The sequence below is a fragment of the Caulobacter sp. SSI4214 genome (assembly GCF_012184455.1).
GTDB lineage: Bacteria > Pseudomonadota > Alphaproteobacteria > Caulobacterales > Caulobacteraceae > Caulobacter > Caulobacter vibrioides_E.
On record NZ_SZWJ01000001.1, the window covers coordinates 40868 to 55191 of the forward strand.

Sequence of the window (14324 nt, forward strand, 5' to 3'; positions counted from 1 at the left end):
CTCTAAACATTTGATTTAGAGCCTTTTACGACAGGCCGGAGACCGCGCGCCAAAAGACGTAGCCCGCCGTCGCGACGATCATGACGGCGAATATTCGACGCGCCAGCACGCCCCGCGACGCCAGGCGGGGCGCGAGGCGCGCGCCGACCAACACGCCGACTCCGCCGCCCGCGATCAGGGCCAGGAACAGGGGTCCGTTGACGAAACCCGAGACCGCGTAGCTGACGCTGGTCGCGGCGCCAAACAGCGCCACCGACACCAGGGACGAGGCGGCCGCGTTGGCCAGCGTCATGCCCGTCGCCGCCATCAGGCCCGGCGCGATCAGGAACCCGCCGCCGATGCCGAAAAAGCCCGCCGCAAGGCCGGTCGCCGCGCCGATCGGAACCAGCTTCAAGGCCCGCCCCGGATCGATCCGGACATCCGGATCGCCCAGGGACCGGGGCGCGCGAAACATCGACAGGCCGACCGCCGCCATGGCCACGGCGAAGCCGACCAGCAGGTGCTTCCCAGAAATAGCCTTGGCCAGATGCGCGCCGACGAGCGAACCGACCAGACCCGGCGCGCCAAAGGTCAGGGCGCAGGGCCATTTCACCCGCCCCGCTCGGGCCTGGGCGGCCAGGCCCACGACGGCGTTCGCCGCCACGGCCGCCGCCGAGGTTCCGATCGCCACATGCGCGTCTTTCACCCCGACAGCATAAAGCAATAAGGGCGTGGCGAGCACGGACCCGCCGCCGCCAAACAGGGTCAGCAGCAAGGCGACCAAGGCTCCGCTGAAGGCGGCCACGATGAGGCTGGGATCCATGATCTCACGCCGACGCCGGACGATTCCAGGGCGCCAGAGCCAACAGCCGCGCCATGCCGCAAAATCCGGTGACGCCGGCAAAGGTCAAACCCGCCCCAACGAAGCCGGCCACGCCGAGGAACCACGGCGAAACCATCAGACCTAGGATGACGCCGACCAGGACTAGCGATCCGGCGACGATCTGCACCTGACGCATCAGCTCCAGCGGCGCTTTGACATCGACCACGACCGGCAGCCCGGCTTGATCCCAGGCATCGAGCCCGCCCTCCAGCACGTGGGCGGGCCGCCCGCAAGCGACCGACAGACGCTGACCGTTCGAGCCGGTGCGCATTCCCGAGCGGCAGGTGAAGATCACCTCGCGCGCGTCGGATAGGCCAAGACCCTTGCCGTCCAGGGTCGACAGGGGCCGAGATAGCGCCCCGCCAATCCGCCGCCGCGCGAACTCGTCGGACTCGCGGATGTCGATCAGCACGGCGCGCCCGTCGGCCAGACGCCGAGCGACCTCTTCAGGCTTCAGGGGATTCAGTGGCGTGGTCATGAGCGGCGCTCTCTGTCGGAGGACAAAAGATCTCCGCGAGCGTGCCGACCACCTTCAAGGCGGCGGGATCGGCGATCCGGTACCAGAGGCTGGTGGCTTCGCGGCGCGAGGCCACGATCCCCTCCTCTCGCAGCACCGCCAAGTGCTGCGACAGAGCCGACTGCGAGAGGCCGACGAGGGGCTGGATCTGCCCCACGGACCGTTCGCCGTCGACGAGTTGGCACAGGATCATCAGCCGACGCTCGTTGGCCAGAGCGCGCAGGAGCTTGGCGGCCCGCGCGGCGCTGATCTCGAACTGGCTGACGTCGAAACGCGAAAGATCGAACATGACCGCAATATATTAGCTTGATCTAATTTAGCAAGATCTAATATTATGATCTCGTCCCCTTCGGAGGCTCCGGCCATGCGACCCGACGTTCAAGCGTTTTTCGATCCCGCCACCTTCACGGTCAGCTATATCGTCGCCGATCCCGCCACCGGCGCGGCGGCCATCATCGATCCGGTGCTCGATTTCGAGCCAAGAGCAGGCGGGCTTTCGACCCGCGCGGCGGACGCCCTGCTCGCCGCCATCGCGGCTCGCGGCCTGACCCCGCGCTACGTACTCGAGACCCATGCTCACGCGGACCATCTGTCGGCCGCCCACCATATTCGCGGGAGAACGGGGGCGAAGATCGTGATCGGCGCCCGGATCGTCGAGGTTCAGAAGGTCTTCGCGCCGGTGTTCGAAGCCGATATCGCTCCGGACGGCTCCGCCTTCGACGTGCTGATGCATGACGGTGAATCCTTGCCGCTGGGCGAGCTGACGATCACGGCTCTACATACGCCGGGCCATACGCCGGCCTGCCTGACCTATCTGATTGGCGACGCGGCCTTCGTGGGCGACACGATCTTCATGCCGGACTATGGCACCGCTCGCGCCGACTTTCCCGGCGGCGACGCGCGAACCCTGTACCGCTCGATCCGCAAGCTGCTGACGCTGCCACCCGAAACACGGATCTTCGTCGGCCATGACTATCTGCCGGAAGGCCGGTCGGATTATCGCTGGGAGACCACGGTCGCCGAGGAGCGCGCCAGCAATATTCATGTTCGCGACGGTGTGTCGGAGGACGACTTCGTCGCTCTGCGCTCGGCCCGCGACGCGAGCCTGGCGCCGCCGACGCTGATCCTGCCTTCGCTACAAGTGAACATCCGGGCCGGAGCCCTGCCGCCGCCGACACCGGCGGGTCACGTGTTCCTGAAACTGCCCGTCACGCCCTTAGACGCCTGAGCGCGCGCGTTTCACGGCAAGGCCCGGGCCGCTCAAAGAGGCGACCTGGGCCTTCCAAGAGCTTACCGGCTCAAGATCAGCGGAATCCTGGCCGCCTCGATCATGCGCCGCGTCACGCCGCCGAACACGGTCTCGTACAGACGACCCTGTCCATAGGCCCCCATCACGCAGTAGGCGGCGCGATCGATCTCGGCCTGGCGCAGCAGCAGAACGTCCGGCGTTTGCGCCACCGAGTCCAGCAAGTGGACCTTGGCGTGAATATCATGGCGCGAGAGATAGACGGCCGCGGCCCGCGCCGAGGGACCGTCGACGATTTGGCCCACCGAGACCAGATGAACCGAGCGCGCAAGCTTCAGCAGCGGGATCGCCGCCCGCAGGGCCGCCGCGGCGGGTTCGGATCCATCCCAGGCGATCATGGCTGTCCCCGAAACATTCAGACCCACGGCCGCGTCCGGAACAGCGACGATCGGACAGCGCGCCGACATCACCAGATCGCTGGCTAGGCCGCGACGATCCTGCTCGAAGAAGGCGTCCTTCTTGCAATTGACGATGATCAGATCCGTCAATCGCGACTGGTTGGCGAGACACAGGGCCATGTCGCCCAGGTCATCCGTCCAATCGAAGCTGACGTCTTCATGCGCCAGTCGGGCATCGAGCCGACGGCGAAGAGACGCCTCGGTCTTGATGTCCTCGGCGACGACCATGCCCGCCATCGATCCGTCGAAGTCGCCCGGATAGACGGGCAATGGCGTGACCTCGGCGCAGCGAATATGGCCGTTCAGCGCCCTGGCCAGATCGAGCGCGGTCTGAAGTCGCGCTTCCTGGCCCTTGTCCTCGTGGACCAGCAGGAGAATGTTCTTCATCGTCTTGCTCCGTCTCAAAGAAGGGCGGCGGGTCCGGCTTTCGGGCCCGCGCCCGGCTCGCGTGAACGACGGGACGCCCCTACTCCGCCGCCTCCAGGTCCAGCACGGCCCGGCCTTCGATCCGCCCGTCCAGCATCCGCGCGAAGATGGCGTTGATGTCTTGCAGGCCGGCATAGCGTTCGATCCGCGCCCGAACCTTGCCGTCCGCCGCGAAGGCCAGCGCCTCCTGAAGATCCAGGCGCGTGCCGACGATCGAGCCCCGGACGGTTATTCCGCGCAGAACGGTGTCGAAGATCGACAGCGGGAAATCGCCGGGCGGCAGCCCATTGAGCGACACTGTCCCGCCACGTCGGACCATCCCCAGGGCTTGGGCAAAGGCGCGCGTCGAAACCGCCGTGACCAGCACGCCATGCGCGCCGCCGATTTCCCGGGTGAGCGTCTCGACCGGATCGGCCTTGGCGGCGTTGACGACCACGCGCGCGCCCAGGGATTTGGCCAACTCGAGCTTGTCTTCGGCCACGTCCACGGCCGCGACCTTGAAGCCCATCGCCAGGGCGTATTGCACCGCCAGGTGTCCAAGACCGCCCACGCCCGAAATCGCCACCCAGTCGCCGGGCTGGGCGTTCAAGACCTTCAAGCCCTTGTAGACGGTGACGCCGGCGCACAGGATCGGCGCGGCCTCCAGAAACGATAGATTGTCGGGGATATGTCCGACATAATTGGCGTCGGCCAGGGCGTATTCCGCGAAGCCGCCATCGACCGAATAGCCGGTGTTCTTCTGCTCCTGGCACAAGGTTTCCCAGCCGGACAGGCAGTGCTCGCAACGGCCACAGGCCGTATGCAGCCAAGGCACGCCAACGCGATCCCCTTGCTTGAGATGCTCGACGCCCGCGCCGATCTCGACGACGACGCCGACGCCTTCGTGGCCCGGCACGAAGGGCGGCGCCGGCTTGATCGGCCAATCGCCGTGCGCGGCGTGCAGATCGGTGTGGCAGACCCCGCAGGCGGCGATCCGCACCAAGACCTGACCAGGACCGGGCGCCGGTCGTGGCCGGCTCTCCAGAACGAGCGGTTGGCCAAAGGCGCGAACAACGGCGGCTTGCATCGAGACTGGCATCACGGCCTCCCAGTAACCCGTCTCATGGTACGCGCGTCGCCTGGTCGGCATATTCGGGATATCTACTTCGGGACATCTACTTAAGGCGGTAGACTGGTCAGCGCGCACCCAAGCTTGGCCTCTCTAGATCGGTAAGGTTTGACTGCCTTTCCCCGTCAAGCCTCCACCGTGGAGGGCGCGGACCTAGGTATTGTCCCGCATTCCAGTTCACCGCCCTTCGGTCTAACCAAGAGGGCGTCTTTCACGAGCAGCGTCTTGTTCGTCGCCCAGCGAACCTTCTGACCTAGCCATCCCGGGAGGAGGCGTAAGCATGAAACACGCGGTGATCCTGGCCCACCCCAAACCCACCAGCTTCGGCGCGGCGATGGCCCGCGCGTGCGTGGACCACCTGAGCGCGCATGGCCACGAAGTGGTGCTGCGCGATCTCTACGCGATGGATTTCGATCCGCGCCTGAAGGCCGAGGAGATGCCGACTGGCCAGGGCGCGACCCCGGCCGCCGACGTCCTCGCCGAACGGGCGTTGCTGAAGGACGTCAAGAGCCTGATCTTCGTCTATCCCTTCTGGTTCAACGCGCCGCCGGCGATATTGAAGGGCTATGTCGATCGGGTGTTCGGCATGGGCTTCGGCTACGCTTCGATCAATGGCCGCATGGAGGCGCTGCTGGACGGCGTTAGCTTGACCAGCTTTTCGACCTCCGGCGCGCCCGGACGCTGGGTCAACAGCACCGGCGCCCTGAAGGCCCTGATGGCGGTGTTCGACCTGCATCTGTGCGGGGTCTGTGGCCTTCGCCTGCTCGACCACGCGCATTTTGGCGACGTGGTCTCGAACATGACGGAGGAATGGGGCGAGGACATTCTCGGACAGGTCCGCGACAGGTTGAACAACCTCTTCGAACTGACCTCGGGTCCGGAAACCTAAGGCCGCGGCCGATGGCGCCACGCGAAGAGATGGACACCACGCCCCCTAAGCCTTGGGGCGTGGCCCTCGGCGTTCCGATGTGCTTTACCGGTCGAGGGCCGATGCGCGCCTAACCCCTCTATTGAAGTTGATCATGGCGCCATCGACCGCCAACCTGGCGATCTGGACGATATCGGCGATCGCGACCGCGGCCGTCATCGCCCGCCCCTTCAGACTCCCCGAAGCGATCTGGGCCGCCGGCGGCGCGATCCTGCTGGTCGCGACCGGGCTGCTTCCCCTGACGGCGGGGCTGGCGGCGGTCGGCAAGGGGCTGGACGTCTACCTCTTTCTGATCGGCATGATGCTTCTGTCGGAGGTCGCGCGCCGAGAAGGCCTGTTCGACTGGGTGGCGGCCTATGCGGTCAATCACGCCAAGGGCTCGCCACGACGCCTGTTCCTGCTGATCTACGCCGTGGGCGTGGTGGTGACGGTGTTCTTGTCCAACGACGCGACGGCGGTCGTTCTGACGCCCGCGGTGTTCGCGGCCGCGCGCAAGGCCAAGGTGGACCCGCTGCCCTACCTGTTCATCTGCGCCTTCGTGGCCAACGCCGCCAGTTTCGTCCTACCGATCTCCAACCCCGCCAACATCGTGCTCTATGGCGACCATACGCCGCCCCTGGGGCGGTGGCTCGCGAGCTTCACTCTGCCGTCCCTGCTGGCCATCCTGGCGACCTATCTGGTCTTGAGGCGGGTCGAGGCCCGCCGCCTGGACGCGGTTTGCGAGCGCGATATCGACCAGCCGCCGCTGTCGGGCGGCGGTAAACTGGCTCTCGCCGGAATCGCCATCACGGCGCTTGCCCTGGTGATCGTTTCGGCGCTCGACAAGCCCTTGGGCGCGCCCACGGCCCTGCTCGGCGCGGCGACGACCGTCGCCATCCTGGTCGCCCGCAAGGCCGCGCCCTGGCCGGTCCTGAAGAGCGTTTCCTGGAGCGTCCTACCGCTGGTGGCCGGGCTTTTCGTCTTGGTCGAAGCCCTGGAGCACACCGGACTGATCGGCGCCCTCGCCCAAACGCTCAAGAGAGCATCCCAAAGCTCCGCGCCTATCACCGCGGCCGTCTGGGGCGGCCTGCTCGCCTTCGCGTCCAACCTGATGAACAACCTGCCGGCGGGCCTTATCGCCAGCACCGCGATCAGCCAGGCTCAACCGCCTCGCATGGTGATCGACGCATTGCTGATCGGGGTGGATCTGGGCCCGAACCTGTCGATCACCGGCTCGCTCGCGACCATTCTGTGGCTTACGGCCATCCGCCGTGAAGGCGAGGACGTGACGTTCTGGCGCTTCCTCAAGGTCGGAGCGCTGGTCATGCCGCCGGCCTTGGCGTTGGCCATCGGCGCGCGCCTCCTGCTGGGAGTGGCGGGCTGAACGCAGCCGGCGCGGCCTTGCGCCCAAACGCCCGCCCAGCATCATCCGCTCGTCTTGAGGCGTCGCGGCATTCTGGCGCCCACGAGCCGCCACCCGCCCCAGACTAGCGCGCAGCCCAGCGTGGCGAGGACGCTCCCGATCATGTTGTCCTCGGCCCGCGAGGCGGCCGCCTGGTGAGCCAGGCTCGGAACCATGGTCGCGCCAATGACGATGAACAGAGGTGTCAGGAAGCTGACGAACAGGGTGTAGTTGACCTTGCGCAGGGTGATCGCCGCCGCCGCCAGCAGGAAGATCGGCGGAACCAGCGCCCAAGACTCCTTAACGGCCAGGATCAGGGGCGCGGCCGCGGCGGCGCCGATAAGGCTGCCGGCCACGCGCTCGATCGTCCGACGGCGCGAGGCGTGCACGTCGGGCCGAACGACCACGACGGCCGCGACGGTCGCCCACTGCGGATAGGCCAGCGACAGCGCGTGGACCGCCGTATAGGTCGCCATCACGGCGATGGCGGCCAGCACGGCATGGCTTAGAGCTCGCGGATCCGCCGGCGGCGCTCGATCCTCGCGCGGCGAACGCCGCGTCGGCGGGACGCAAGCCACGGTCGCCAAGCACAAGATCATGGTCAGCGCGCCGCCCAGGAAAAAGACCAGCGCGCCCATCACCGCGTCCGCCGCCCCGACCGGCTGCTCCGCCGCGACCACGGCGACGACGCCCACCAGGACCCCGACGCCGCCCATGCCCGACGACGAGAGCCCGACATAGATCAGTAAGCCGACCAGCGCGGAAAGGAGCGCTCCGCTCGCCAAGCCAGACGGGGCGGCGAAAGCCGACACCAGACCCGCGACGAGCCCGCCGCAGACGATGAAGGCCGTCATCACCCGCAGTCGTCGCGTCATCCCCCCGCCCGGGTCCGCCAGGCAAGTCCAGAAGGCCGCGTAGGGCGCCCACGCGAAATCCGGGCGACGCAAGACAAGCGCGACGGCGACCAGCAGCGCCACCGCGGCCCCGCCTATCAGCCCCTCTGGCCCCGCCAGCGCGCCGGGTTCGAAGCTGTAGCCCTTTTTTCCGGCCTGTCGCGCCACGTAGCGCGAGAGGGCGCGGCGACGTCGCGCGCCATTCGCGCTGGGCCTGTCCGTTCGGCTTGTTGGGCTGAGGTTGAGCATCCCCGACGGCTCTATTCGGATGCGCGGCGAGAAGAAAACGATCTATATTCCTAGCACTCATTCGAAATGGGAATAGAACATGGAGTTCCGCACGCTCCGCGCCTTTGTCGAGGTCGTTCGCCAGCAAGGCTTTTCCCACGCGGCCAAGGTGGTCTTCGCGACCCAGTCCACTGTCAGCAAGGCGGTGAAGCAGCTGGAGGACGAGATAGGCGCGCCACTGCTCGACCGCATCGGTCACAGAACGCGGCCGACGCCGCTTGGCGAGGTCGTCTACCCCCGGGCGGTGAAGCTTCTGGCGGATCGCGCCGACCTGCTGGCCGAAATCGACGAGGTGCGCGGGCTGAAGCGCGGGACCCTGCGCCTCGGCCTGCCGCCCGTCGCCAGCAGCAGCATCTTCGGTCCGCTCGTCGCGCGTTTTCGCGCGCTATATCCTGGCCTGGAAATCAAGCTGACCGAGCATGGCGGCGACGAGTTGACCAACCTCGTCCGTTCCGGCGATCTGGAATTGGCCGCCAGCCTGATGCCCGGTTTCGACGACCTCGACTGGCAGGACGTCCGGCGAGAGCCCCTGGTCGCGGTGCTGCGCGCCGACAACCCGCTAGCGCGCGCTGGCGCCGTCGATATCAACGCCTTGCGTGACATTCCCTTTCTGCTGTTCAGCGAGGGCTTCGGCATCAATCGGCTGATCCTGGCCGCCTGCGGTCGACATGGGTTCGAGCCCGAGGTCGCGGCCCGCAGCAGCCAGGTCGATTTCCTGCTCGAACTCGCCGCCGAAGGCCTGGGTGTCGCCTTCGTGCCACGCATGCTGGCCGAGCCCGTTCTGCGCGCGGGCCTTGGGACGCCCATCCTGGCCGAAGCCGAGACCGAATGGCGGCTGACCATGATCTGGCGTCGCGGCGCCTATCTTTCCCACGCCGCGAGGGCGTGGCTGGACCTTGTGGCCGCCTCTTCCGCGCCAAATTCGAATTTCGACTAAAAACTATTCAAACATCTCATTTTTCGCATTGAAACACCCCGAGTATCGAGACGAGAACACGGCTATCGGCGCCTGAGCCAGGGAAACCGCCAATGATCATTTCCGCGCCCACCGACTATCGGGAAGCCGCTCGGCGTCGCCTCCCCCGGTTCCTGTTCGATTACATCGACGGCGGCGCGGTCACCGAAAGCACGATGAACGCCAATGTGACAGCGCTGCGGGAGGTCGCCTTGCGGCAGCGCGTGCTCGGCGGCGTCGGCGAGCCCAGCCTCGGCGCGGAGATCCTCGGCGATCGCTGGACGCTGCCCATCGCGTTCGGCCCCGTCGGGGCCACGGGCATGTACGCTCGCCGGGGCGAGACCCAGGTCGCGCGGGCGGCGGCGATCAAGGGCGTTCCCTATGTGCTGTCGACCGTTTCCGTCTGCTCGATCGAGGAGGTCGCGCGCGCCGGCGGAGATCAGCTCTGGTTCCAGCTCTATGTGCTGAAGGATCGCGGCTTTATGACCAACGCCTTGGAACGCGCCTGGGCCGCGGGCATGAAGACCCTGGTCTTCACGGTCGATATGCCCGCCCCGGGCTCTCGCTATCGCGACCGGCGCTCGGGCATGGCGGGGCCCGCCGCCACGCTACGCCAATATCTGCAGGCCTTCACCCATCCGGAATGGGCGGTCGATGTCGGCCTGCTGGGTCGTCCCCTGTCGTTCGGCAACATCGAGGCCTATGTCGGGCGCAGGATGGGGATGAAGGACTATACGGGGTTCCTGGCCCGGAACTTCGATCCGTCGATCACTTGGACCGACCTCGAGTGGATTCGCGACAGCTGGAAGGGCAAGCTGATCCTCAAGGGCATTCTCGATCCGGAGGATGCGCGCGACGCCGTGCGCATGGGCGCCGACGGGATCGTTGTCTCCAACCATGGCGGACGCCAGCTCGACGGCGCGATCCCCACCGCGCGAGCGCTTCCAAGGGTGGCCGACGCGGTGGGCGGCGACCTTACGATCCTCGCGGACTCCGGCGTTCGATCGGGCCTAGATGTCGCGCGGATGCTGGCCCTCGGGGCCCAGGGCGTCCTGCTAGGCCGCGCCTATGCCTATGCGCTCGCGGCGGATGGTCAGCGCGGCGTGGAGCGCCTGCTCGACCTCCTGGCGGCCGACCTGCGCGTCACCATGATCCTGACCGGCGCGCGAACGGTCGCCGACATCTCACGCGAGTTGCTCGTGGCGGCGGAGAAGGAGATGGCGGCCCGCTAAGGTTCGCGCCCAAGGCTAGCCCTGTACAACCGTCTGCTTCTGCCGCCCCAGGCCTTCTATGCCCAGCTCGACCACGTCGCCGGGCTGGAGCCAGAAGGGCGGCTTTTGCCCCATGCCGACGCCCGGCGGCGTGCCGGTCGAGATGATGTCACCCGGCATCAGAGTCATGAAGCGCGAAACATAGGCGATCAGGAAGGCGGGCTTGTAGATCATCGTGGCGGTGGATCCGTTCTGGAAACGGCGGCCGTTCACCTCCAGCCACATCGACAGCGCGCACGGATCGGCGATCTCGTCGCGCGTGACAAGCCAGGGACCGATGGGGCCGAAGGTGTCGCATCCCTTGCCCTTGTCCCACGTGCCGTGCCGATCCATCTGGAACGCGCGTTCCGACACGTCGTTGATCACGCAATAGCCGAACAGGTGATCCATCGCCTCGGCTTCGGAAACGTATTTCGCCTTCTTGCCGATGACGAGGCCAAGCTCGACCTCCCAGTCCAGTCGGGTCGAGTCGCGGGGACGCTCGATGGCGTCGTTGGGCCCGCAGATGGCGCTGGTCGCCTTGAGAAATACGACAGGTTCCGGCGGGACGGCGGCGCCGGTTTCGGCGGCGTGATCCGAATAGTTGAGGCCGATGCAGACGAACTTGCCTACCCCGCCCACGCACGGACCGATCCGCGTCGCCGGATCAACCACCGGCAGGGCGGAGAGGTCCAGCGATCCAAGACCCAGATCCGCGCCTCTGGAAAGGGTCGCGCCGTCGATATCGGCGACAAGACCCCACAGATCCCTGATGGCGCCGTCGGCGTCGATCACGCCGGGCTTCTCGGCGCCGGGCTCTCCAAAGCGGATGAATTTCACGTCCGGGATTCCTTTCAAGAGACGGGGACGAGCCCGGTCTACATCGACCAACCGCCGTCGATGACCAGGGCCTGGCCCGTGGTGAAGGCGGCCTCATCGCTGACGAGGTAGGCGGCCAGGGCGGCGATTTCCTCGGGCTGGCCAAGGCGCCCCATCGGCTGACGAGCCCGGAAGGCCGCGAGCGCGCCCTCGAAATCGCCCGTCGCCTTCAAGCGCTCCAGCAACGAGGGGGACTCCACGGTGCCCGGGCAGATGGCGTTGCACCGGATCCCCTGCCCCACGAAATCGGCCGCGATGGCGTTCGTCAGGCCAAGGACCGCCCCCTTGCTGGCGCTGTAGGCGAAGCGGTTGGGAACTCCCTTCAGGGAGCTGGCGACGGAGGAGATGTTGAGAATGACGCCACGGCCGCGCTCAAGCATTCCTGGCAGGAACGCCCGGCACGTTTGATACATGGTGTCGACGTTGATCCTGAAAGAGTCGGACCAACCCTTCTCGTCACACTCCAGGATCGACCCGGAGTGCACATAGCCGACCGCGTTAACGAGGATGTCGACGGCGCCGATTTCCGCGGCGGCGGCGCGGACGGCGGCCGCGTCGGTCGCGTCCAGCACCCGGGTCGTCACGCCGCTCAGCGCGTCGAGCGGCGCCGGATTGATGTCGGTGGCGATGACCTCGGCGCCCTCGGCCGCGAAGCGTTCGGCGATGGCCCTACCGATGCCCTGACCCGAGGCCGTGACCAGGGCGCGCTTGGCGGTCAGTCTTTTCATGGGGAAAGGTCCTCTGGAACCCGCGGCCGGCCGGACATGCCGGCGGACGCACTGGGGGCTGCCAGGCGTCCGCCTTCCGCCGGGCCAGCGCGCGCCGGCCGCCGCGACGGTCTAAGCTCAGAACTTGCGCGAGATGTCGAAGCTGAAGGTGCGCCCCTCGGTCACCGTCTGGGCGCCGTTGTAGAACAGGAACTGCGGCACGTGCTGGTCGAACAGGTTCTTCACCCCGACCGTGACCCGCAGATTATCGTGGACCAGCGCGCCGGCTTGCAGGTCGATCTTGTTGAACTGCTTGTAGCTCTGAAGCACGCCGACATAGTCGCCCAGCTTGCCGCCCCATTCGATGCGCGCCGAGCCCGAGGCCACGAAATGGACGGCGTCGGTAACGGGGCGATCGATGTTGAACACCGCGTTGAACGTCCCCTTCCGGGTATAAGGCAGCAGCTTGCCGTCCAGCGTAAAGGCGTTCGGCTTGCCCGCGTTGACCACCGCCTTGTCGAAGCGCGGATCAAGAACGCCAACGCTGATCCCGCCGCTGAACCACGAGACCGGCTTGAACAGGAACTCGACCTCGACGCCCTTGGTGCGGCTCGTCCCCACATTGGCGTAGTAGGATTGAGCCAGAGCCGTGGACTGGGTGATCAGCACGTTGTCCTGCGGCATGTAGAAGACGGCCGCGTCGATCGAGGCCTTACCGCCGAACAGGACGGCCTTGACGCCAGCCTCGTAGTTCTGGGCCCGCTCCTCGTCGTAAGGCACGGTGGACGCCGAGGTCGGGGTGAGATTGAAGGCGCCCGGACGGAAGCCCGTCGAATAGGTCACGTAGAAGTTCAGGTCGGTGTTGACCGCGTACTTCAGCGTCACCGACGGCGCGGTGAAGTCGAACGACTTGCTGATGTCGAGGTTGTAGGTCGGGAACGTCGCGCCGAAGGCCGCGCCCGCCACATAGGCGAGCGTCGGATTGGCGATCGGCTGAATGCCCGAGCGGAAGACCAGGGCCTTCCTGTCATGATTGAACCTCAGGCCGCCGCTGAGAGACCAGTGGTCGTCAAAGGCGTAGGCGGCGGTGGCGAACACCGATGAGGATCGGGTGTTGATGCTGGTGCCGGGGCTGGGGCTTCCGACGGGAACGGTCTGAACGCCGAGACCCAAGGGCATTCCAGTCACGGCGTCGACGTTCAGCGTGTAACGGCCCGCGACCGAGTAGGCGTAGTCTTCCTTGAAATACGAAGCGCCGACCATCCAGGTGAAGGGCTGGTCCTGCTTGGACGAGAACAGGCCCTCCACGAAGGTGTCATGCACCACATCGTGCTCGCCGGACGTCGCGGCGATGTTGTAGGGCGGCCCCAGCGGCGTCTGGTCGAGGTCGTAGAGCGAGTGGAAGCCGTATTGGCGATAGCTCGCGTTCACCGACAGGTCGCCGAGGTCGGTGTGGTACGTCATCTTCTCGAACATATAGGCGTTGGTCTTCGACGAGACGGATGGCGTGTCGCGATAGACCGTCTCGTAGGTTTCCTTCGGCGTCGGCTGGAAGGTCAGGCCGTTGCCGTGAATGCCGCCCGGCGCGTAGGAACTCAGGGCAGGCCCGCGATAGGCCTCGTATTCCGCGAGGAGCTGCACATCCAGCCGATCGTTGGGCTGAATGGAGGCGCTGGCGCGCAGGCCCCGGTCGCTGAAGGCGCCGATATACTGGTTCAGCGTCGCGTTCTTCATTTCGGCTTGGGTCTGCTTGAAGCTCCACCCGGCGAAGCGAAGGGCGACCACGTCATTGACCGGCACATTGACCGCGCCCTCGATGTCGGCCTGATGATAGCTGCCGTAAGACGCCTTCACATAGCCGCCGAAGTCGTGCTTGGGCATGGCGTCGATCACGTCGACGGTGCCGCCGACCGAGCTGCGCCCGTAGTAGCCGCCCTGCGGCCCGCGCAGCACCTCGACCCGTTCGATATCGACCTGAGCGCCGAGGTTCTCCCGCTCGCCGCCGGCGTACAGGCCGTTGCGATAGAGGCCGACATTCGGTTCGGCCTGGGTGTTCACCTGCTGCATCCCGCGGATGTTGATGAAGGTGTTCAGGTTGTTAGGCGAGTCCTGGATCACCGCGTTGGGGACAAGGCCGACGATGTCCCGGATGTTGGTAACGCCCCGCTCGCGCAGATCGGCCCCGCTGATGGCCGTCACGGTCGCGGGAACCTCCTGCAACGCCTCGGCCCGGCGACGCGCGGTGACGACCACCGTTTGCACGGTGTCGACCTTGTCGCTCTTATCGGCCGGGGCTTCGGCCCGCGCCGCGCTTGCAGCCATGACCGAGCACGCAACGCCCGCGAGAAGTAGAACCTTCATCTGGCAAGACCCCCTCATGTTCCCTCCCGGAATGGTCGCTCCGACCTTTGAGCGACGCCGTTAAT

The 14324-nt window shown here is 66.6% G+C and carries 14 protein-coding genes; 5 read left to right on the plus strand and 9 right to left on the minus strand.

Features of this window, described 5'->3' with window-relative positions; all coding sequences use genetic code 11:
• Positions 1-25 precede the first annotated feature (25 nt).
• Genes FCU40_RS00160 through FCU40_RS00170 form a run of 3 tightly spaced genes read right to left on the minus strand, consistent with a single transcriptional unit; the run spans position 26 to position 1668 of the window.
• Positions 26-802 (minus strand): sulfite exporter TauE/SafE family protein, encoded by a 777-nt coding sequence (locus FCU40_RS00160; protein ID WP_168072051.1) that lies wholly within the window; start codon positions 800-802, stop codon positions 26-28.
• 4 nt (positions 803-806) lie between these two features.
• A complete protein-coding gene (locus FCU40_RS00165; RefSeq protein ID WP_168072053.1) occupies positions 807-1340 on the minus strand; it encodes a rhodanese family protein in 534 nt (177 codons plus the stop codon).
• Positions 1309-1668, minus strand: a complete 360-nt coding sequence (locus FCU40_RS00170; RefSeq protein WP_168072055.1) for a metalloregulator ArsR/SmtB family transcription factor — start codon at positions 1666-1668, stop codon at positions 1309-1311. Before FCU40_RS00170 ends, FCU40_RS00165 begins: the two co-directional genes overlap by 32 nt.
• Positions 1669-1743: 75 nt before the next feature.
• Here FCU40_RS00170 and FCU40_RS00175 point away from each other — a divergent pair, with 75 nt between their 5' ends.
• On the plus strand, positions 1744-2607 hold the full coding sequence (locus tag FCU40_RS00175) for an MBL fold metallo-hydrolase (RefSeq protein WP_168072057.1): 864 nt from the start codon (positions 1744-1746) through the stop codon (positions 2605-2607).
• Between the two features lie 62 nt (positions 2608-2669).
• On the opposite strand, the gene FCU40_RS00180 is transcribed toward FCU40_RS00175, so the two are convergent.
• Together FCU40_RS00180 and adhP are read right to left on the minus strand one after the other, a co-directional pair.
• On the minus strand, positions 2670-3470 hold the full coding sequence (locus FCU40_RS00180) for a universal stress protein (protein ID WP_168072059.1): 801 nt from the start codon (positions 3468-3470) through the stop codon (positions 2670-2672).
• A 79-nt stretch (positions 3471-3549) separates the two neighbouring features.
• A complete protein-coding gene (adhP, locus tag FCU40_RS00185) occupies positions 3550-4587 on the minus strand; it encodes an alcohol dehydrogenase AdhP (protein ID WP_168072061.1) in 1038 nt (345 codons plus the stop codon).
• Between the two features lie 310 nt (positions 4588-4897).
• On the opposite strand from adhP, the gene FCU40_RS00190 reads away from it, so the two are divergent.
• Entirely contained in the window at positions 4898-5506 is a 609-nt protein-coding gene (locus FCU40_RS00190; RefSeq protein WP_168072063.1) for an NAD(P)H-dependent oxidoreductase, read from the plus strand.
• A 133-nt stretch (positions 5507-5639) separates the two neighbouring features.
• On the plus strand, positions 5640-6908 hold the full coding sequence (locus FCU40_RS00195; RefSeq protein WP_168072065.1) for an arsenic transporter: 1269 nt from the start codon (positions 5640-5642) through the stop codon (positions 6906-6908).
• A gap of 41 nt (positions 6909-6949) precedes the next feature.
• Here FCU40_RS00195 and FCU40_RS00200 read toward each other — a convergent pair whose 3' ends face one another.
• The gene (locus FCU40_RS00200; protein ID WP_168072067.1) at positions 6950-8068 is read right to left on the minus strand and encodes an FUSC family protein; all 1119 of its coding nucleotides are present in this window, start codon (positions 8066-8068) and stop codon (positions 6950-6952) included.
• Between the two features lie 79 nt (positions 8069-8147).
• Between FCU40_RS00200 and FCU40_RS00205 the strand changes: the two genes are divergently transcribed.
• Positions 8148-9044: a LysR family transcriptional regulator gene (locus FCU40_RS00205; RefSeq protein WP_168072068.1), complete on the plus strand. Its 897-nt coding sequence runs from the start codon at positions 8148-8150 to the stop codon at positions 9042-9044.
• 92 nt (positions 9045-9136) lie between these two features.
• The gene (gene lldD / locus FCU40_RS00210) at positions 9137-10294 is read left to right on the plus strand and encodes an FMN-dependent L-lactate dehydrogenase LldD (RefSeq protein ID WP_168072070.1); all 1158 of its coding nucleotides are present in this window, start codon (positions 9137-9139) and stop codon (positions 10292-10294) included.
• A gap of 15 nt (positions 10295-10309) precedes the next feature.
• Here lldD and FCU40_RS00215 read toward each other — a convergent pair whose 3' ends face one another.
• The 3 genes from FCU40_RS00215 to FCU40_RS00225 all read right to left on the minus strand — a co-directional run bounded on the left by FCU40_RS00215 (position 10310) and on the right by FCU40_RS00225 (position 14259).
• On the minus strand, positions 10310-11152 hold the full coding sequence (locus tag FCU40_RS00215) for a fumarylacetoacetate hydrolase family protein (protein ID WP_168072072.1): 843 nt from the start codon (positions 11150-11152) through the stop codon (positions 10310-10312).
• Positions 11153-11190: 38 nt separating this feature from the next.
• Positions 11191-11919: an SDR family oxidoreductase gene (locus tag FCU40_RS00220; RefSeq protein ID WP_168072074.1), complete on the minus strand. Its 729-nt coding sequence runs from the start codon at positions 11917-11919 to the stop codon at positions 11191-11193.
• A gap of 117 nt (positions 11920-12036) precedes the next feature.
• A complete protein-coding gene (locus FCU40_RS00225; RefSeq protein ID WP_168072076.1) occupies positions 12037-14259 on the minus strand; it encodes a TonB-dependent receptor in 2223 nt (740 codons plus the stop codon).
• Positions 14260-14324: the final 65 nt, after the last annotated feature.

Coding starts and splice junctions, on each gene's coding strand:
- FCU40_RS00160 (WP_168072051.1), bottom strand. CDS start 802: ATGGATCCCAGCCTCATCGTGGCCGCCTTCAGCGGAGCCTTGGTCGCC.
- FCU40_RS00165 (WP_168072053.1), bottom strand. CDS start 1,340: ATGACCACGCCACTGAATCCCCTGAAGCCTGAAGAGGTCGCTCGGCGT.
- FCU40_RS00170 (WP_168072055.1), bottom strand. CDS start 1,668: ATGTTCGATCTTTCGCGTTTCGACGTCAGCCAGTTCGAGATCAGCGCC.
- FCU40_RS00175 (WP_168072057.1), top strand. CDS start 1,744: ATGCGACCCGACGTTCAAGCGTTTTTCGATCCCGCCACCTTCACGGTC.
- FCU40_RS00180 (WP_168072059.1), bottom strand. CDS start 3,470: ATGAAGAACATTCTCCTGCTGGTCCACGAGGACAAGGGCCAGGAAGCG.
- adhP (WP_168072061.1), bottom strand. CDS start 4,587: ATGCCAGTCTCGATGCAAGCCGCCGTTGTTCGCGCCTTTGGCCAACCG.
- FCU40_RS00190 (WP_168072063.1), top strand. CDS start 4,898: ATGAAACACGCGGTGATCCTGGCCCACCCCAAACCCACCAGCTTCGGC.
- FCU40_RS00195 (WP_168072065.1), top strand. CDS start 5,640: ATGGCGCCATCGACCGCCAACCTGGCGATCTGGACGATATCGGCGATC.
- FCU40_RS00200 (WP_168072067.1), bottom strand. CDS start 8,068: ATGCTCAACCTCAGCCCAACAAGCCGAACGGACAGGCCCAGCGCGAAT.
- FCU40_RS00205 (WP_168072068.1), top strand. CDS start 8,148: ATGGAGTTCCGCACGCTCCGCGCCTTTGTCGAGGTCGTTCGCCAGCAA.
- lldD (WP_168072070.1), top strand. CDS start 9,137: ATGATCATTTCCGCGCCCACCGACTATCGGGAAGCCGCTCGGCGTCGC.
- FCU40_RS00220 (WP_168072074.1), bottom strand. CDS start 11,919: ATGAAAAGACTGACCGCCAAGCGCGCCCTGGTCACGGCCTCGGGTCAG.
- FCU40_RS00225 (WP_168072076.1), bottom strand. CDS start 14,259: ATGAAGGTTCTACTTCTCGCGGGCGTTGCGTGCTCGGTCATGGCTGCA.